Raw genomic sequence first — 19,125 nt, forward strand, 5'->3', positions numbered from 1 at the left:
AGGTTCGTAGCGCTCAAGGCACAGGAATCAAACCACGAAGTTCTTTTGTCCACACCGCTGAATTGTCGCCAAAATGCGTCAAAGTGCGGTCATTTGACCTCATACATACGTGTGCCCGCTCTGCATTCCAAATCACTGTTCGTTTCGGATTGTTACGAAACCATGCAATTGAAATGACTTGTTAATTTGGCCTTCACGAAAGGCTTTGAAACAGAAGCGCCCGGGACTGTGATCCCGGGCGCTGAGCGTGGCGATTCTGTGTCGCGTCAGTTCGACTGGCGGCGCAGGAATGCGGGGATTTCGAGCTGGTCGTCTTCCTGCATCATGCGGGCCTGCGGAACGGCGCGGCCCTGGTCGTCGAGGTTGCCGCGGCGCGGTGCGTAGAGGCTGGCTTCCGGCGAAAGCGGACGGCGCTGCTGCGAAGCGGCTGCCGGAGCAGACGTCATCTCAGGAGCAACCTCCTCTTCGCGGCGGTTCAGCGAGTTCGTGATCCGCTTGAGCAGGCCCATCGGACCGCGCTCTTCGTGAGCCTGTGCTGCGACAGGCTGCGAGCGGTGATCGATCTCGGCCTGAACGACCGGCGGGAAGTCCTCGACCTTCGGCATGCGCGTCGGCTGCTGCATGGCAGGTTCCTGACGGACCGGCTGTGGCGCCACCGGTGCAGGCTGCTGCATCATGACAGGCTGCGGAGCAGGCTGGCTCATGACCGGAGCCGGAGCGGGCTGCATCTGCATCGGTGCCGGACGGGCAACAGGAGCTTCCGGTGCTGCTGCGAAGATGCGGCTCTGCGGACGGAAGGTTTCCTGTGCGACAGGCTGCTGGACCGGAGCCGGAGCGCGCGGAGCAACGATGTCGAGTTCACGTTCCATCTGGGCTTCTGCCATGCGGATCGTCTGCGCAACGGTATCAACCGGCTTCGGTGCCTGCATGACCGGAGCAGGCTGAACTGCGGCCGGAGCCGGAGCAACGGCCGCCGAAGGACGGATGATCGGCTTTGCGGCCGGCTGGAAGGTCTTGGTGGAGGCTTCGGCGGCAGCGCGATCGATACCGGTCGCAACGACCGATACGCGGATGATGCCTTCGAGCGATTCGTCGAACGTGGCGCCGAGGATGATGTTGGCGTCCGGATCGACTTCTTCGCGGATGCGGGTTGCGGCTTCATCGACTTCGAAGAGCGTCAGGTCACGGCCACCGGTGATCGAGATCAGCAGGCCCTGCGCGCCGCGCATCGAGGTTTCGTCGAGCAGCGGGTTGGCGATTGCGGCTTCGGCAGCCTGCATAGCACGGCCCTGGCCCGAAGCTTCGCCGGTACCCATCATCGCGCGGCCCATTTCGCGCATGACCGAACGGACGTCGGCGAAGTCGAGGTTGATGAGACCTTCCTTCACCATCAGGTCGGTGATGCAGGCAACGCCCGAGTAGAGAACCTGGTCGGCCATAGCGAAAGCGTCGGCAAAGGTCGTCTTGTCGTTGGCGATCCGGAAGAGGTTCTGGTTCGGAATGACGATCAGCGTATCGACCGACTTCTGCAGCTCTTCGATACCGGCTTCGGCCAGACGCATGCGGCGGCCGCCTTCGAACTGGAACGGCTTGGTGACAACGCCGACGGTCAGGATGCCCTTGTTACGGGCGGCCTGCGCGACGACAGGAGCAGCACCGGTACCGGTACCGCCGCCCATGCCGGCGGTGACGAAGCACATATGCGTGCCGTTCAGGTGATCGATGATCTCATCGATGCACTCTTCGGCAGCCGCACGGCCGACTTCCGGCTGCGAACCTGCACCGAGGCCTTCGGTGACGTTGGCGCCGAGCTGGATGATCCGCTCCGCCTTGGTCATCGTCAGAGCCTGCGCATCCGTGTTGGCAACGACGAAATCGACGCCCTGGAGGCCAGCGGAGATCATGTTGTTGACAGCATTGCCACCGCCGCCGCCGACACCGAATACGGTGATACGCGGCTTCAGCTCTGTGATGTCAGGCTTTTGCAGCTTGATAGTCATGGTACCCGTTCCTTCTCTTTATGGCCGCATCGCCACGCCGGCCAATTCACTCAATGTTCAGAAGCTTTCCTTCAGCCACTGGCCCATCCGGGCTATGCGGCTGTTATTTCCCCCAAGCGACAAGAGCAGCCCGCTCTGTGACGCATGTGTTTCCATGTCTGCGACCTGCGGATAGATCATCAGGCCGACCGCCGTCGAAAAGGCCGGGCCCTTGGCTGCCGTCGGCAGACCCGAGACGCCCATCGGGCGGCCGATACGAACGTTGCGGGCCAGAATCTTGCGGGCAACGTCTGCAAGGCCGGTGAGCTGGCTTGCGCCGCCCGTCAGCACGACGCGCTTGCCGACGATCGGGCTGAAGCCCGAGCGCTGGATCCGGTCGCGGATCAATTCCATCGTTTCCTCGATACGGGCGCCGACGATGCGCGACACCAGCGCACGCGGGACCTGCGTCGGCAGATCACGCTCATCTTCGCCGATCGGCGGGATCGAGATCAGTTCGCGCTCGTCGGACGAATTCGCCATCGCCGAAGCGTGAACCACCTTGAGACGCTCGGCATCTTCGATGCGGGTCGAAAGGCCGCGGGCCAGATCGGTGGTCACGTGATGACCGCCAAGGCCGACGGCGTCGGTATGGACAAGCTTGCCTTCGGCGAAGACGGAAATCGTCGTCGTGCCGCCGCCCATGTCGATCGCTGCACAGCCAAGCTCGACTTCGTCATCGACGAGAGCAGCAAGGCCGGAAGCGTAAGGCGTCGCGACGATGCCTTCGACGGAGAGATGCGCACGGTTGACGCTGAGCTCGAGGTTCTTGAGCGCAGCGCGCTCGGCGGTGACGACATGCATGTCGACGCCGAGCATGTCACCGTACATGGACAAGGGATCGCGGATACCGCGTTCGCCATCCAGCGCGAATCCGGTTGCCAGCGAATGGAGCACGGCACGATCCTGGCGCAGCGACTGCTGGCAGGCTGCAGAAAGAACCTTCTTCAGGTCGTTGAGTTCGACTTCCTGACCGCCGAGATCGATGGTCGCCGTATAGACGTCGCTGCCGAGACGGCCGGCCGTCAGGTTGACGATCAGGCTTTCGACGGTGAGGCCAGCCATGCGCTCGGCGGCATCGACCGCGAGACGGATGACGCTTTCGAGCGCATCGAGATCGGCGATGACGCCGGTCTTGATGCCGCGGGAACGCTGATGGCCGATGCCGATGATCTCGATGTCATGCGTGCGGCCCGGGAGAATCTCACTCTCCTCACGCGGCGTCAGCCGGCCGATCATGCAGACGACCTTGGTCGATCCGATGTCGAGCACCGAAACGATATGCGACCGCTTCGACGAAAGCGGCTTCAGGCGCGGCAATCCGAAATGGGATGAACCGAACAAGCTCATATATTTTGCCCCGCCTTTTTCAAATCCTTCGTCCGCTGGTCGAGTACCACCTGCCGCCGGGCCATGGCCTCGGGGGTGAGCTGGATTGCGGTCCGGTCTGCCAATCTGAGATCGACGGCTGCGATGTCGCGCGCCAGAAGATCCTGTTCCTTGTTGAGCTTCGACAGCGTCGCCAGCGCCTGATCGACATCGTCGGCCGGCAGCTTCACGACAACACCGTTGTCGAGATGCAGATCCCAACGGCGGCTGGAAACCCAGACATAGGCTTTCACCCGCGCCTTGATGTCGGGCCAGTTGGCGAATTCGCCTTCGAGCGCAACAGCAGCCGTCTCGGCATCGCGGCCGACGACGAGCGGAAGGTTGGAAAACTTGTTGTCGCGCAGTGGCGCGATGACGCTGCCATTGCGCTCGATCAGCGAAAGCTCCTGGCCGTGCTGCCAGATTGCATAGGCCTGGCGCTCCTTGAGCTTCACTTCGATCGTCTTCGGATAAATCTTGCGAACCTCGGCGCTCTCGACCCAGGGAAGCTTGGCGATCTTCTGGCGCGCCGTATCCACATCGAGAGCAACCAGCGAGGTCGTGCCGTCGAGACCGAGGAGATCGAGGATCTCGATTTCCGAGGTCGCCAAATTGCCAGATACCTTCACGTCTTCGATGGCAAAGCCGGCAGCCGTGGTCGTCGCCTGAGCGACCGCTTCCGTGTGACCGCCGAGCGACATGCCGTAGAGGCCGGTCGCAGCCAGAAACGCCAGAGCCGAAACGGTACCGGTATGCGCAGGAATATAGATGCGGCCAGTGCCGAGGCTGACGAGAAAGCGAACGGCGCGGCGCAGCGGACGCGGCAGCACCATGCGGCTATCACCCTCCGGGAAGGCAATATCGTCGCGATGGCTCGGGCGCCCCATCCTTTTGACCGTCAACGAGAACAAGAAGCGTCCTCCACCATCCAGCGCAGAAACTCACCAAAGGAATAACCGGCATAACCGGCCATTTCGGGCACCAGAGAGGTTGGAGTCATTCCCGGCTGAGTGTTGACCTCGAGCCAGATGATTTCGCCATCTTCGGAGAAGCGATCGTCGTAGCGAAAGTCAGACCGGCTGACGCCACGGCAACCAATTGCTTGATGCGCCCTTAGTGCCAATGATTGTATTTTTTGGTAAATTTTCGGTGAAATTTTCGCCGGAATGACGTGTTTTGAACCGCCAGCCGCATACTTGGCGTCATAGTCATAAAAGTTGTGGCCCTGCGGCACCACTTCCGTGACACCCAGCGCCGTATCGCCCATCACGCCGCATGTCAGCTCTCGGCCATGGATATAGCGCTCGACGAGAACCTCTTCCCCATAGCGCCACTCCGAAGAACTGATGACCTGCGGCGGATGCGACTGATCCTCTTGCACGATCAACACACCGAAGCTCGACCCCTCGCGAACCGGCTTCACCACGTAAGGCGGCTTCATCGGATGCTCGGCAGGAAAGGCGAAGCGGTTGATGACTTCGGATTGCGCCACCGGAATACCGGCAGCAGCAGCAACGCCCTTGGCCTTGCTCTTGTCCATCGCGAGAGCCGAGGCAAGAACGCCGGAATGCGTGTAGGGAATTTCGAGATATTCGAGAATGCCCTGGATCGTACCATCCTCACCGAACGGGCCGTGCAGAGCATTGAACGCGACATCCGGGCGGGCAGCAACGAGCTTGGCGGAAACATCGCGATCGACATCGATACGGGTCACCTGAAAGCCTTCGGCTTCCAGCGCGTCGGCACATGCCTTCCCCGAAGACAGGCTGACAGGCCTCTCCGAGGAAAATCCGCCCATCAGGACAGCGACATGCTTGCGACTCATACGTACCCCCAAAATAACTTACGGCATGAATTCCGACGCTTGCGCGAGGCTTTCGCCCACCGAATCTTGCCCACTCAGGCTTGATGGCAGTTTGACAACAATATGGTTAACGAAGCGTTTACTTTTGTTAACCTGCCGCCTCCAGGCCGCCCAACAGCGCGGCAAACCTGTGCCGTTTCGACTCGAAATCAGTGGCTTGCACCGGCATCCGGAAGTTCGTTCGGAGGATGAAAAAACCCGCACAGACGAGCTGTGCGGGTTGGCATGCGCAGCGTGATTACGACGGCGCTTAGTCGTCTTTCTCAAGCAGTTTCCAGACCGTCCCGCCGAGCGCGCCGCCCACGATCGGCGCCAGCCAGAAGAGCCAAAGCTGCTGCAGAGCCCAGCCGCCGGCAAAGAGCGCCTGCCCTGTCGAACGCGCCGGATTGACCGATGTGTTGGTAACCGGGATCGAGATCAGATGTATGAGTGTCAGTGCCAGGCCGATCGCCAGCGGCGCGAACCCGGCAGGCACGCGCCCATGCGTGGAGCCCAGGATGACGATCAGGAAGAACATCGTCAGCAGGACCTCGATGATCAGCGCCGATGTCAGCGAATAACCACCGGGCGAATGCTCGCCATAGCCGTTCGAGGCAAAGCCGCCGAGTTCGAAGCCGGCTTTTCCGCTGGCAACCAGATAGAGAAGTGCCGCCGCCGCAACGGCACCGATGACCTGCACGATGATGTAGGGAATGACGCGGCCCACCGGAAACCGTCCGGCAACCGCGAGACCGACGGACACCGCCGGATTGAAATGCCCGCCGGAAATGCCGCCGACCGCATAGGCCATCGTCAGCACCGTCAGTCCGAATGCCAGGGCGACACCGGCAAAGCCAATTCCGAGCGCCGGAAATGCTGCCGCCAGCACAGCACTGCCGCAACCGCCGAAAACGAGCCAGAACGTACCCAAAAACTCTGCAATAAGATTTCTTTGCATGGATTTCCCCTCCGAGGCTCTCAACCAGAGCGAGAACAGCAAGCCGCCTCAAATCGAGTCCCGTCAATCTGGTAATTCTGCTAGAAACGCGGATTGGCCCGTCTGGAAACGCCCCCAACACCGGCCAGGGATTTCATCAGTTTATTGCTCATTTAGCGTTTGCTGAGACCGAAAATTGCGCTATGAGCCGGTTGCCTCCCAAGGCAAACAGCAATCCTGATTGGAATGACAATGTCTGACGCGATATCTCCGGTATCGCCGACGCCCTCCTCATCGAACAATGCGCAAGTCAATTCGCCGGCGCGTGTTCTGATCGCGAGCCTCGTCGGCACGACCATCGAATTCTTCGACTTCTACGTCTACGCGACGGCCGCCGTGCTGGTCTTCCCGCACCTCTTCTTCCCGACGAGCGATCCGGCGTCTGCGCAGCTGCAGTCCTTCGCCACGTTCTCGATCGCCTTCTTCGCCCGCCCGCTTGGCGGCATCCTTTTCGGCCACTTCGGTGACCGTATCGGCCGCAAGGCGACACTCGTCGCAGCGCTGATGACCATGGGCCTGTCGACCGTGGCGATCGGCATGCTCCCGGGCTATGATTCGATCGGCATCGTCGCGCCTCTGCTTCTCGCACTGTGCCGTTTCGGCCAAGGCCTCGGCCTTGGCGGCGAATGGGGCGGCGCAGTGCTGCTCGCAACCGAAAACGCCCCTCCTGGCAAGCGCAGCTGGTACGCCATGTTCCCGCAGCTCGGCGCGCCGATCGGCTTCATCCTCTCGTCCGGCTTCTTCCTGATCCTGACCGAGACGATGACCAACGAGGACTTCTTGGCTTTCGGCTGGCGCATTCCCTTCGTCGCCAGCCTGGCACTCGTCGCCGTCGGCCTCTATGTCCGCCTGAAGATCGCCGAAACGCCGGAGTTCCAGAAGGCCGTCGAGAAGCACGAGCGCGTCGCCGTTCCGGTCGCCGTCGTCTTCCGCAAGCATTTCCGCAGCCTGGTTCTCGGCACCTTCATCGCCGTCGCCACCTTCGTGCTGTTCTACCTGATGACCGTCTTCACGCTGTCCTGGGGCACGTCGAAGCTCGGCTATTCGCGTGAGCAGTTCCTGGTCATTCAGCTCGTAGGCGTCGTGTTCTTCGGCCTGACGATCCCGATCTCCGGCCTGCTTTCGGACCGCTATTCGCGCCGCCTGATCCTGATCCTGGTGACAATCGGCATCGCGATCTTCGGCTTCTTCTACGCGTCGCTGCTGACCGCAGGCCTGATGGGCGCCTTCCTGTGCTCGATCATCGGCCTGGCGCTGATGGGCTTCACCTACGGTCCGATCGGTGCAGCACTTGCCGCCCCCTTCCCGACCACGGTGCGCTATACCGGCGCCTCGATGACCTTCAACCTCGGCGGCATCTTCGGCGCCTCGCTGGCGCCGAACATCGCCAGCTGGCTGGCAACGACCTACGACCTCTCCTATGTCGGCTATTATCTTTCCGGCGCAGCAGTGATCTCGCTGGTCTGCATCCTGCTGTCAGGCCGCGAAGAAGTCTGAGGACTTCGGGTTCAATTGATCGAAGGCCGCAGCGGAAACGCTGCGGCCTTTTTTTGATTCTTGTCTGTTAACGGCTTGCTCCTACTCTTCCATTTCAGAAAGACGGGAGACCACGATGCTGACAAGACGATCGCTGCTGACACAGGGCCTCGGCGCCGGAATGGCCCTTTCACTGCCGTCGCTGTCGCGCGCCGCCGTCCCTGATGTCAACGTCACCTTCCTCGTCATCAACGACGTCCATGCCTGCCGCATCGGCGATGGGCTCAGCCCCAATTGTCAGCAGGAAGGCAAGACCGACGCCAATCTGCTGCGCCATATCCTGGCGCTCAACAACATCCACCATCAGACATGGCCGGAAGAGATCGCTGGCAAGCCGAGCGGCCTCAGCGTTGCCGGTCAGACGATTGCCCGGCCTCAAGGCATCATCGTCTGCGGCGACGTCACCGACGACGGCGGCGGACAGATGGCGGAGTTTGCGGAAGGGTCGCAGCTCCTGCAGTTCTCGCACCGCTACCAGGAGGGCCGCGGCCCTGACCATGTGCATTTCCCCGTCTATGTCGGCCTCGGCAATCACGATCTCGATCAGGACGGCCGTCCGCCGCAGGTCGACTGGTATCGCGACGAGCTGCGCGACTACGTGCAGATGAATCACAAGCCGAGCGTCTTCTTCAAACCGGCCGTGCCTGTCGACAATTACGACGAAGCCTCCGACAACTACTCCTGGAGCTGGGGCGGCCTGCATCTGATCCAGGCGCAGCGCTATGGCGGCGACAACAGCAAGGGAACGGCCAGCAGCCTCGACTGGATGAAGCAGGATCTTAAGACCTACGCATCCGACGGCCGGCCCGTCGTCATCTTCCAGCACTACGGCTGGGATCATTTCTCCACCGAACGCTGGGATCCGGCCAAGAGCACCTTCGATGACACGGGCACCGGAACGCCGCATTGGTGGGATGAATCAGAACGTCAGGATCTGCTCGCAACCCTCAGCGGCTACAATGTAATCGGCATCTTCCACGGCCACGAACACGACACGGCGATGGCCTACAAGGTCAACGGTATCGACGTCTTCAAGGCCAAGGCCGCCTTCATGGGCGGCTTCACGCTGGTGCGCGTTGCCAACGGCCGCATGGACGTAGCGATCGGCGAAGCCGCAGACGACAAAGGCGGCGTCATCTTCGACACCGCCTTCAGCAAAGCTCTTCGATAGAAAGCAATCAGTCGCTGGTGACGCCCTGGAACGGGCGGACTTCGCGGCCCGGCATGAACACGCCGAGACGCTTGATCTCCCATTCCAGCTTGACGCCGGAATTTTCGAACACTTCGCGGCGAACCTGTTCGCCGAGATATTCGAGATCGTAGCCGGTCGCCTGGCCCATGTTGATCATGAAGTTGCAATGCAGCGACGACATCTGCGCCCCGCCGATGACCAGACCGCGGCAGCCCGCTTCGTCGATCAGCTTCCAGGCCGAATGTCCCTCGGGGTTCTTGAAGGTCGAGCCGCCGGTCTTCTCGCGGATCGGCTGTACCGTCTCGCGATGGTTGCGCACCGCATCCATGTCGGCGCGGATCTTGGCGCGGTCTTCGGCATAGCCTTCGAACAGCACCGAGGTGAAGATCAGGTCCGATGCGGCCGAGGAATGACGGTAGGAATAACCCATCTCGGCATTCGAAAGCACGACCTTGTTGCCCTTGCGGTCGATCGCGGTCAGTTCGACGAGACGCTCGCGGGTCTCGCCGCCATTGGCGCCGGCATTCATGCGTGCCGCGCCACCGATGCTGCCGGGAATGCCGTAGTAGAAATGGAAGCCGCCGATGCCATTGTCCATCGCCATGGCAGCAACATGCTTGTCCGGGCAGATCGCACCGGCGCGGATGCGGTTTTCACCGGCAATCTCCAGCCCACCGAAACCCTTGGCCGACAGGCGCAGAACAACGCCCGGAATGCCGCCGTCGCGCACTAGGAGGTTGGAACCGACGCCAACGACGGTTACAGGCACGTCCTCGGGCAGAAGCTTCATGAAAGCGATGAGATCGTCTTCGTCATGCGGCTGGAACATCAGCTCGGCGAGGCCGCCGGCACGGAACCAGGTCACGCGGTCCATGGGGGCATCCGGCGTGATACGGCCGCGGATGTCCTTGACGCCTTCTCCGAGAGTTTCGAGAAGCTTTTCCCCATTTACCTGTTTCATGCCGACTTTCCCGAAAGGCCTTCCAGTTGTTTTGGCAGGGCCGCTGCCCAGTAGGTGATACTTCCAGCCCCCAAGAGAACCACAAAGTCGCCCGGCTTTGCAATCTCTCCAACCATCTCCGGTAGTACGTCTTGCGACGGAAGATAGCGTGCGTCGCGATGGCCGCCAGCCTTGATGCGCGAGACCAGCATCTCGGAATCGGCGCCCTCGATCGGGTCCTCACCGGCGGCATAGACAGGCGCCAGGAAAATGCTGTCGGCATCGTTGAAGCAGTTGGCGAATTCCTCGAAGAGGCTCGAAAGGCGCGAATAGCGATGCGGCTGGTGGACGGCGATGACGCGGCCCTTGCAGGCCTCGCGCGCGGCCCTGAGCACGGCCTTGATCTCGACCGGGTGGTGACCGTAGTCGTCGAACACCTGAACGCCGTTCCATTCGCCGGTCAGCGTGAAGCGCCGCTTGACGCCGCCGAAGGAGGCCAGCCCCTTGGCGATGTCCTCGTTGGAAATGCCGAGGCGGTTGGCAACGGCGATCGCCGCGGTCGCATTGGAAATGTTGTGACGGCCGGGCATCGGCATGACGAGATTGTCGAGCTTGAAGACCTTGCCCGTGCGGCGGCGGCGAATCTCGACGTCGAAGATCGAGCGCGGCCCGTCGATACGCACATTGGTGAAGCGCACGTCGGCCTGCGGATTTTCGCCGTAAGTCACGACCTTGCGGTCCTCGATACGGCCGACCAGCGCCTGCACTTCGGGATGATCGAGGCACATGACGCCAAAGCCGTAGAACGGCACGTTCTCGACGAACTGCCGGAACGCAGCGCGCACGGCATCGAAATTGCCGTAGTGGTCGAGATGTTCAGGATCGATATTGGTGACGACGGCAACGTCGGCCGGCAGCTTCAGGAAGGTACCGTCGGACTCGTCGGCCTCGACCACCATCCACTCGCCCTCGCCCATGCGGGCGTTGGTCCCGTAGGCATTGATAATGCCGCCATTGATGACGGTCGGATCGAGCCCGCCGGCTTCGAGCAGCGTAGCCACCAGCGAGGTGGTGGTCGTCTTGCCATGCGTGCCGCCGATGGCGATCGCATTGCGGAAGCGCATCAGCTCGGCCAGCATCTCGGCGCGCCGAACGACGGGCAGCAGCTTCTCGCGCGCCGCGATCAGTTCCGGATTGCTCTTCTTGATCGCCGTCGAAACGACCACGACTTCGGCATCGCCGAGATTCTCGGCCTTATGGCCGACGAAGACCTCGATACCTTTTTCGCGCAGACGCTGAACGTTCGCACTGTCGGACTGATCGGATCCCTGGACCTTGTGACCGAGATTGTGCAGCACTTCGGCAATGCCGCTCATGCCGATGCCGCCGATGCCGATGAAATGGACGAGGCCTATAGCCTTCGGCAGTTTCATGACTGTGCCCCCTTGAACTCTGCAATTGTACGTCCGGCGGCAATAGCCTCTACCATGCCGGCAAGCAAGTTCGCAGCATCCGGTTTCCCGGTCTGCTTTGCCGCCGCCGCCATCCGCGCCAGCTTTTCCGGGTCGTTCATCGCATGCGTCAGGATCGCAGCGATCTTCTCGGAGGAAAGCTCCGCCTGAACGATGACCTTGGCGCCACCGGTCGCGGCAAGTGCTGCGGCATTGGCAGCCTGGTCATGATCCAGCGCATGAGGATAGGGCACGAGAACGGCCGGACGGCCGATTACCGAGATTTCCGAAACCGTCGAAGCGCCCGAACGGCAGATAACGAGATGCGCTTTTGCGAGACGCTCGGCCATGTCGGTGAAGAACGGCGCGATATCCGCCCCCATCTTCAGCTGCGCGACACAGCCGCCGACCATCTCCATATCCTCGGGCCGCACCTGCTGGGTGATCTGCAGCCGCGCCCGGAGATCGTCGTCAAGCAGGCTGATCGCCGTGGGCATCGCCTTGGAGAAATACTGTGCGCCCTGGCTGCCGCCGAAGACCACGAGATTGAAGGGTTCGCCGGGATGCGACGGCGCATAGGGAACCTTGGCGGCCTCGATGATCGCCGGACGTACCGGATTGCCGGTTGTGACAGTCTTTTCGGGATAGACGCCGCCATTCTCCGGCAGGAATCCGCCGGCAATCGCCTGGACACGCGCCGCCAGCGCCTTGTTGGCGCGGCCCATAACGGCATTCTGCTCATGGATCATGGCGGGCACGCCGAGGCGCGTTGCGGCCAGCAGCGGCGGCACGGTCGGATAGCCGCCGAAACCGACGACAACGGCAGGCTTCAGCTTCTGGATCAGCTTCTTCGCCGCCCGCATGCCGCTCCACAGCGTCCACAGTGAGCGGGCGACGGCGATCGGGTTCTTCGAACCGATCGTTGCCGACGGCACGACATGGATCTGCTCGGCCGGGAACTTTCCGGCATAGCGTTCGGCGCGGCTGTCGGTGACCAGATGAACGGAATAACCGCGGGCCTTCAGCTCATAGGCCAAGGCTTCCGCGGGAAAGACGTGGCCGCCGGTTCCCCCGGCGGCAAGAAGGACGATGCCTTTACTCATAGTTCTTTTACTCCGCCGGCATTCCGTGCGGCACGCGGAAGAGGCTCCGATCCTGTGCACGTTTTTCCGGGCGATGGCGCGTCAGCGCGAGAATGAAACCGGCGGTCACGCAAATCGCCACCATCGACGAACCGCCGTAGGAGATCAGCGGCAGCGTCATGCCCTTTGCCGGCAGCAGCTCGAGATTGACGCCGATATTGATGATCGACTGGATGCCCATCTGCAGCACGAGGCCGGCGACGGCAAACCGGTTGAAATCGTTCTTCTCCTTATATGCGTGCGACAGCCCCCTCAAAACAAGGGCCGTGAACAGCGCAACAAGGGCGATGCAGAAGATGATGCCGAACTCTTCGGCGGCAACCGAGAAGATGAAGTCGGTATGGGCGTCCGGAATGATCCGCTTGACGATGCCCTCGCCAGGCCCCTGACCGAACCAGTCGCCGCGGATGATCGCCTCGCGGGCGGTATCGATCTGGAACGTGTCGCCCTCGCCGGTCATGAACTTGTCTATTCGTCCAGCCACGTGCGGGAACACATAGTAAGCCGAGACGAGGCCGCCTGCCCCGCCGACGCCGAGCACGATGATCCACAGCCACGGCATTCCCGCCATGAAGAACATGCCGCCCCAGACGGCGGTTGTCAGGATCGTCTGGCCAAGGTCGGGCTGGGCCACGAGCAGCGAGGCGACCATGCCGAACAGGATGATGGCGAAAAGATTGCCGGGAATTTCCGGCTGGCGCGCATGCTCGGCAAACAGCCAGGCGCAGACGACGACGAAAGCAGGCTTCATGAATTCCGACGGCTGGATCGAGATGCCGGCCAGCGTCACCCAGCGCCGGGAGCCCTTGACCTCGACGCCGAAGAACAGTGCCAGCAGCATCATCGCTATCGCGACGATCAAAAGCAGGATCGCCGTGCGCCTCACCTGGCGCGGCGTCAGGAACGAAAGCCCGATCATGACCATCAGCGACGGGATCATGAAGGCCGCGTGGCGCTTGACGAAATGGAAGGGTTCAAGCCCGATGCGCTCCGCCACCGCGGGCGATGCGGCAAACGACAGCATGAATCCGATGCCCATCAGGAAGACGAACATCGCCAAGAAAAAGCGGTCGATGGTCCAAAACCAATCGGCCAGAGGCCCACGTTCCGCACGGCTTACCATGTCACTTATCTCCTGTTGCCGAACCGATCAGCATGGTGATTCCGTCGAGCGCTGCCACATGGCTAACAAATGCATCGCCCCTGACTTCGAAGTTCTTATATTGGTCGAAGCTTGCGCAAGCCGGGGATAACATCACCGCGACAGGACCAGTTTCATCTTTTTCCGCATCGGCAGCCGCATGCGCGACGGCGCGCTCCAGCGTACCTGATATCTCGTAAGATACCGCCTCGCCGAGCGTTGCCGCAAACTCCGCTGCCGCCTCGCCGATCAGATAGGCCTTGGCGATGCGCGGAAAGAACGGCGCAAGCGTCGTGATGCCACCGGATTTCGGCAGGCCGCCGGCGATCCAGTAGATCCGGTCGTAGCTCGACAGTGCCGGTGCCGCCGCATCCGCATTGGTCGCCTTCGAATCGTTGACGAAGACGGCATTGCGGCGCATGCCGACCGGCTGCATGCGATGCTTGAGGCCGGGGAACGAGGCAAGCCCCGCACGGATCTCATCGGCAGAGACGCCGACCGCAAGGCAGGCCGCGACGGCGGCTGCCGCGTTCTGCGCGTTGTGGCTGCCGCGCAGCGTCTGGATGCCGTCGAGATCGGCCAGCGGAAGCGCCGCGCCATTGGTTGCGTGAATGAGTTTCGTGCCCTCGGCATAGATGCCATCGGCCAGCGGATGGCGGCGCGAAATGCGCACCACCTTGGTGCCGGCGCGCTCGACGCGGTCGGCAATCATTTCGCAATGGCTGTCATCGACACCGACGATCGCCGTATCGCTGCCCGCCACCAGCCGCTCCTTGACGTCGGCATAGTGCTGCATCGTTCCATGGCGATCGAGATGGTCGGGCGTCAGGTTGAGCAGGATACCGGCTGACGGGTTCAGCGTCGGTGCCAGATCGATCTGATAGGACGAGCATTCGACGACATAGAAGCGCTGGGCCTTCGGCGGATCGAGGGTCAGCACCGCCGTACCGATATTGCCGCCGAGCTGCGTGTCGCGGCCGCTGGTCTTCAGGATATGGGCGATCAGCGCCGTGGTGGTCGATTTGCCGTTAGTGCCGGTGATGGCGATGAACGGGCAATCCGGCGCATGCGCCCGGCGCTCGCGGACGAAGAGCTCGACGTCACCGACGATATCGACACCGGCGCCACGCGCCAGATCGACGGTCCAGTGCGGCTTCGGATGCGTCAGCGGCACGCCGGGAGAGAGCACGAAAAGCGATTGCGACGCCCAGTCGATGCTACGCAGGTCCGCGGTCGCAATCCCCTCGGCGCCGGCTTTCGCAACGCTGTCAGGATTGTCGTCCCAGGCAATGACATCAGCCCCGCCCGCGACCAGCGCCCTCGCCGTCGCAAGGCCGGAGCCACCGAGCCCGAAGAGCGCGACCTTTTTGCCAGCAAGTGTGGTGACCGGGATCATCGTCCGCTTACCGCAGCTTGAGGGTCGAGAGGCCGAGCATGGCAAGGCCGACCGCGACGATCCAGAAACGGATGACGACCTGGCTTTCCGTCCAGCCCTTCTTTTCGAAATGGTGGTGGATCGGCGCCATCAGGAAGACGCGCCGTCCGGTCATCTTGAAGAAACCGACCTGGATGATGACAGACAGCGTTTCCATGACGAACAGACCGCCGATGATCGCCATAACGATCTCGTGCTTGGTGGCAACTGCAACCGTGCCGATCGTGCCGCCGAGCGCCAGCGAACCGGTGTCACCCATGAAGATTGCAGCGGGCGGCGCATTGAACCAGAGGAAGCCGAGACCGGCGCCGATGACGGCACCGAGAACGACCGCAAGCTCACCCGTGCCAGGGACGAAATTGATCTGCAGATAGCCCGCGAACACCGCGTTACCGGCGAGATAGGAGATGATGCCGAAGGAGGCGGCTGCGATCATCACCGGCACGATCGCCAGACCATCCAGACCATCCGTCAGGTTCACGGCGTTGCCCGCAGCAACGATGACGAAACCGCCGAACACCACGAACATGATGCCGAGATTAATCAGGAAATCCTTGAAGAAGGGGAATGCAACCGACGAACCGAAGGTCGAGCCTGCAGGTCCCGACGCCAGCGACGTGCGCATCATGAAATAGACGGCAATGCCGGCGATGATGAATTCGATGCCGAGGCGGGCCTTGCCGGAAAAGCCCTTGTCGCTCTGCTTCGTCACCTTGAGATAATCGTCATAGAAGCCGATGGCGCCGAAACCGAGCGTCACCAGCAGTGTCGCCACGACATAGACGTTCGAAAGGTCGGCCCAGAGCAGCGATGCCCCGACGATACCCGCCAGAATCATCAGGCCGCCCATGGTCGGCGTCCCGGCCTTCTTGAAATGCGTCTGCGGCCCGTCTGCACGGATCGGCTGACCCTTGCCCTGGCGGATGCGCAGCGAACGGATGATCACCGGCCCGAACAGGAAGACGATGAGCGCGGAGGTAAAGAGGGAGGCCCCTGTGCGGAAGGTAATGTATCTGAACAGGTTCAGAAATTTAAAATGTTCCGACAGTTCGACTAGCCAAATCAGCATTCAGGGCCCCTTGTTTACCCGGTCAAATCTCGCGCTGCGTGTCCGCAAATGGCGCAAACTTGTCAAGGAGCGCGGCAACGATCTTGCCGAAACCTATCCCCAATGACGATTTGACCATCAAGACATCGCCCGGCTCGACCGAGTTCAGTACATAATCTTTGAGTTCTGCCGTCGTCTCGCGATACTCGACGGCGACACTGTCAGGAAGCGATTCCCTCAGCGCCTGCATATCCTTGCCTGCCAGCCAGACATGCTCGATGCCAGCCGCCAGAAGCGGACTGGCGAGATCAGCATGCACCCGTTCGGCGAATTCACCCATCTCAAGCATGTCGCCGAGAACGGCGATCCGGCGTCCGTAGCCCGAGGGTACGGCAGCCGCGAGCAGCGCGATCGCCGCGCGCATCGAGGCCGGATTGGCATTGTAGCTTTCGTCGATCAGCGTCAGGCTGCCTGCGCCGAGCCGCAGCTTGTGGCGCTGCCCCCTGCCCTTTTCGGGCTGCAGGGTCGCCAGCGCATCGATCGCCTTGTCGAGATCGGCGCCGACGAGCGTCACGACGCCGAGGGCGGCAAGCGCGTTTTCGGCAATGTGACGGCCAGGCGCGCCGATCGCCACTTCCAGCGTATCGCCGTCGATCGTCAGCCACAGCGCCGAGCTCTCGTCCGAGCCGTTGAACTCGGCGAGACGGTACTCGGCCTTGGCATGCTGGCCGAAGGAATGGATGTTGCTGATCCCAAGCGCCTGCGCCGTGCGCTCCAGGAAATTATACTGGTCGTTGTCGCGGTTGAGAACGACATGACCACCGGGCACCAGACCTTCGAAAATCTCGGCCTTGGCGGTGGCGATTTCCTTGATGCTCTTGAAGTTGCCGAGATGCGCCGGTGCGATCGTGGTGATGACGGCGACATGCGGGCGGATCATCTGCACCAACGGACGAATTTCGCCCGGGTGGTTCATGCCGACTTCAAAGACACCAAAATGCGTGTCGAGCGGCATGCGTGCCAAAGTCAGCGGCACGCCCCAGTGATTGTTGAAGGACGCCACCGACGCATGCACCTTGCCGGATGGCGAGAGCACATGGCGCAGCATTTCCTTGGTCGTCGTCTTGCCGACCGAACCGGTAACGGCGATGATCTGCGCCCGCGACCGCTGGCGCGATGCGATCGCAAGACGCTCGAGCGCCGCCAGCACATCCTCGACGACAATCATCGGCACCGTCAGACGGCCAAGCCCCGCAAGCCGCGCCTCACTGACGACAAGCAGCGACGCACCGTTGGCCATCGCCATCGAGGCATAGTCGTGACCATCGACGCGATCGCCCTTGATGGCGAAGAAAGCTTCGCCTGAAGCAATCGAGCGGCTGTCGATGGAAATGCCTGTTATGCCCTGGGGAAGCGTCCCGAAAGGACGCCCCGCCATGGCGGCAATCATGTCTTCAGTGGTCCAAAGCCAGTTCAAGGTTTCGCCTCCTCCAAGGCTTCACGCACTTCGGCGTGGTCGGAGAAAGGCAGCGTCACACTCCCGATGGTCTGCCCCTCTTCATGCCCCTTGCCCGCAACGATCAGCGTGTCGCCAGCCTTCAGCATCGCCACCGCCTTGCTGATCGCCAGCGAGCGGTCGGCGATTTCGGTGGCGCAGGTCGCGGCCGCCATGATCTCGGCGCGGATCGTCGCCGCGTCTTCCGAGCGCGGATTGTCGTCGGTGACGATCACCACATCGGCCAGACGGCAGGCGATCTCGCCCATGATCGGCCGCTTGCCCTTGTCGCGGTCGCCGCCGCAGCCGAACACCACGACGACACGGCCGGTGGTGAACGGGCGGACGGAATTCAGAACGTTTTCAAGCGCATCCGGCTTGTGGGCGTAATCGACATAAGCGAGCGCGCCATCATGGGTATGGCCGACAAGCTCCAGACGCCCGGAGGCGCCCTGCAGCTTTTCGAGAGCCGCCATCGCCACCTTGGCCGGCACGCCCGTCGACATCGCAAGACCCGCGGCAACCAGTGCATTGGCGATCTGGAAGTCGCCCGCCAGCGGAATATCGACCTCGAAGATTTCGCCGCCGACATGCACTTCGGCCACCTGCTTGTGACGGAAATGCTCGACGCGCTTGAGAGTGAGGTAATCGCCCTTGCGGCCGACGGTACGGACGTCGTGACCGGCATCGGTCGCCGCCTTGATCGCTTGCGCCGACCAGGCATCGTCGGCGAAAATGATCGCCGGCGCGCCCTTCGGCAGCAGCGTATCGAACAGCCGCATCTTGGCCGCCATATAGTCTTCGATCGTCGGATGGTAATCCATGTGATCGCGGCCGAGATTGGTAAAGGCGGCGGCGGCAAGCTTCACGCCGTCGAGACGGCTCTGGTCGAGGCCGTGGCTCGACGCTTCCATCGAGGCATGGGTGACGCCTTCATCAGCAAGTTCCGCCAGCAGCTTGTGCAGCGAAACCGGATCCGGCGTCGTCAGCGAGCCGTAATCGTTGCGCGTGGGCGAGACGACGCCCGTCGTGCCGATCATCGCTGCCGGGTGTCCGGCATGGGCCCAGATCTGGCGCGTGAAGGAGGCGACCGAGGTCTTCCCCGCAGTGCCTGTCACGGCAACCATGGTGGCAGGCTGCTTGCCATAGAAATTGGCCGCAGCGAGCGACAGGAAGCGTCGCGATTCCTTGACGGCGAGAACGGGAATGGAGGCTTCGACCGGCTGCGAGGTGATGGCGACGGCGGCACCGTTCTTCGCCGCATCGGCGATGAAGCTTGCGCCATCGGCCTTGGTACCGGCGACAGCGACGAAGGCCATGCCAGGCCCGGCCCTGCGGCTGTCAGCCGTGAGGCCCGATATCTCCAGCGCGCCCACCGGTCCGTCGAGTTGATCCTTGATTTCCGGAAATGCGCTTCCGGCAATGTCCCGCAGTTTCATCGAACGTCTTTTCTCTCTGGCGCCGTTCACCCCACGCGAATCGGCGCCGTATTCATTCA

At 62.1% G+C, this 19,125-nt stretch carries 15 protein-coding genes; 2 read left to right on the forward strand and 13 right to left on the reverse strand.

The annotated features are described in order from the left end of the window. Positions 1 to 266: 266 nt before the first annotated feature. The 5 genes from ftsZ to aqpZ all read right to left on the reverse strand — a co-directional run bounded on the left by ftsZ (position 267) and on the right by aqpZ (position 6,208). Positions 267 to 2,000, reverse strand: a complete 1,734-nt coding sequence (gene ftsZ / locus AC1DNK_RS06770; protein WP_112386995.1) for a cell division protein FtsZ — start codon at positions 1,998 to 2,000, stop codon at positions 267 to 269. Between the two features lie 57 nt (positions 2,001 to 2,057). After that, positions 2,058 to 3,389, reverse strand: coding sequence for a cell division protein FtsA (gene ftsA, locus AC1DNK_RS06775; protein WP_477940139.1), 1,332 nt, complete (start codon positions 3,387 to 3,389; stop codon positions 2,058 to 2,060). Beyond that, complete coding sequence (locus AC1DNK_RS06780) at positions 3,386 to 4,318, reverse strand: cell division protein FtsQ/DivIB (protein ID WP_112386993.1); 933 nt, start codon at positions 4,316 to 4,318, stop codon at positions 3,386 to 3,388. The genes ftsA and AC1DNK_RS06780 overlap by 4 nt, the downstream gene beginning before the upstream one ends. Beyond that, positions 4,306 to 5,232, reverse strand: a complete 927-nt coding sequence (locus AC1DNK_RS06785) for a D-alanine--D-alanine ligase (RefSeq protein WP_112386992.1) — start codon at positions 5,230 to 5,232, stop codon at positions 4,306 to 4,308. The genes AC1DNK_RS06780 and AC1DNK_RS06785 overlap by 13 nt, the downstream gene beginning before the upstream one ends. Before the next feature lie 289 nt (positions 5,233 to 5,521). Then, positions 5,522 to 6,208 carry an aquaporin Z gene (gene aqpZ, locus AC1DNK_RS06790; protein ID WP_112386991.1) on the reverse strand — a complete coding sequence of 229 codons (687 nt, stop codon included), beginning with the start codon at positions 6,206 to 6,208 and terminating at the stop codon, positions 5,522 to 5,524. A gap of 225 nt (positions 6,209 to 6,433) precedes the next feature. On the opposite strand from aqpZ, the gene AC1DNK_RS06795 reads away from it, so the two are divergent. Both AC1DNK_RS06795 and AC1DNK_RS06800 read left to right on the forward strand, forming a co-directional pair. After that, positions 6,434 to 7,744: an MFS transporter gene (locus AC1DNK_RS06795; RefSeq protein WP_405049589.1), complete on the forward strand. Its 1,311-nt coding sequence runs from the start codon at positions 6,434 to 6,436 to the stop codon at positions 7,742 to 7,744. 115 nt (positions 7,745 to 7,859) lie between these two features. Beyond that, positions 7,860 to 8,954, forward strand: a complete 1,095-nt coding sequence (locus AC1DNK_RS06800; protein ID WP_477940140.1) for a metallophosphoesterase — start codon at positions 7,860 to 7,862, stop codon at positions 8,952 to 8,954. A gap of 7 nt (positions 8,955 to 8,961) precedes the next feature. Here AC1DNK_RS06800 and murB read toward each other — a convergent pair whose 3' ends face one another. Genes murB through AC1DNK_RS06840 form a run of 8 tightly spaced genes read right to left on the reverse strand, consistent with a single transcriptional unit; the run spans position 8,962 to position 19,066 of the window. Further along, positions 8,962 to 9,936: a UDP-N-acetylmuramate dehydrogenase gene (gene murB / locus AC1DNK_RS06805; protein ID WP_112386988.1), complete on the reverse strand. Its 975-nt coding sequence runs from the start codon at positions 9,934 to 9,936 to the stop codon at positions 8,962 to 8,964. Further along, a complete protein-coding gene (murC, locus tag AC1DNK_RS06810; RefSeq protein ID WP_477940141.1) occupies positions 9,933 to 11,348 on the reverse strand; it encodes a UDP-N-acetylmuramate--L-alanine ligase in 1,416 nt (471 codons plus the stop codon). The genes murB and murC overlap by 4 nt, the downstream gene beginning before the upstream one ends. After that, the gene (gene murG / locus AC1DNK_RS06815) at positions 11,345 to 12,469 is read right to left on the reverse strand and encodes an undecaprenyldiphospho-muramoylpentapeptide beta-N-acetylglucosaminyltransferase (protein WP_477940143.1); all 1,125 of its coding nucleotides are present in this window, start codon (positions 12,467 to 12,469) and stop codon (positions 11,345 to 11,347) included. Before murG ends, murC begins: the two co-directional genes overlap by 4 nt. A gap of 7 nt (positions 12,470 to 12,476) precedes the next feature. After that, the gene (gene ftsW / locus AC1DNK_RS06820) at positions 12,477 to 13,631 is read right to left on the reverse strand and encodes a putative lipid II flippase FtsW (RefSeq protein WP_112386985.1); all 1,155 of its coding nucleotides are present in this window, start codon (positions 13,629 to 13,631) and stop codon (positions 12,477 to 12,479) included. Between the two features lies 1 nt (position 13,632). Next, positions 13,633 to 15,045: a UDP-N-acetylmuramoyl-L-alanine--D-glutamate ligase gene (murD, locus tag AC1DNK_RS06825; RefSeq protein WP_477940144.1), complete on the reverse strand. Its 1,413-nt coding sequence runs from the start codon at positions 15,043 to 15,045 to the stop codon at positions 13,633 to 13,635. Between the two features lie 7 nt (positions 15,046 to 15,052). Continuing rightward, a complete protein-coding gene (gene mraY / locus AC1DNK_RS06830) occupies positions 15,053 to 16,153 on the reverse strand; it encodes a phospho-N-acetylmuramoyl-pentapeptide-transferase (RefSeq protein WP_112386983.1) in 1,101 nt (366 codons plus the stop codon). A gap of 22 nt (positions 16,154 to 16,175) precedes the next feature. Then, entirely contained in the window at positions 16,176 to 17,609 is a 1,434-nt protein-coding gene (locus AC1DNK_RS06835) for a UDP-N-acetylmuramoylalanyl-D-glutamyl-2,6-diaminopimelate--D-alanyl-D-alanine ligase (RefSeq protein WP_477940145.1), read from the reverse strand. Further along, positions 17,606 to 19,066 carry a UDP-N-acetylmuramoyl-L-alanyl-D-glutamate--2,6-diaminopimelate ligase gene (locus AC1DNK_RS06840; protein ID WP_477940147.1) on the reverse strand — a complete coding sequence of 487 codons (1,461 nt, stop codon included), beginning with the start codon at positions 19,064 to 19,066 and terminating at the stop codon, positions 17,606 to 17,608. The genes AC1DNK_RS06835 and AC1DNK_RS06840 overlap by 4 nt, the downstream gene beginning before the upstream one ends. Positions 19,067 to 19,125: the final 59 nt, after the last annotated feature.

It is taken from the genome of Rhizobium sp. 01N424 (genome assembly GCF_056399485.1).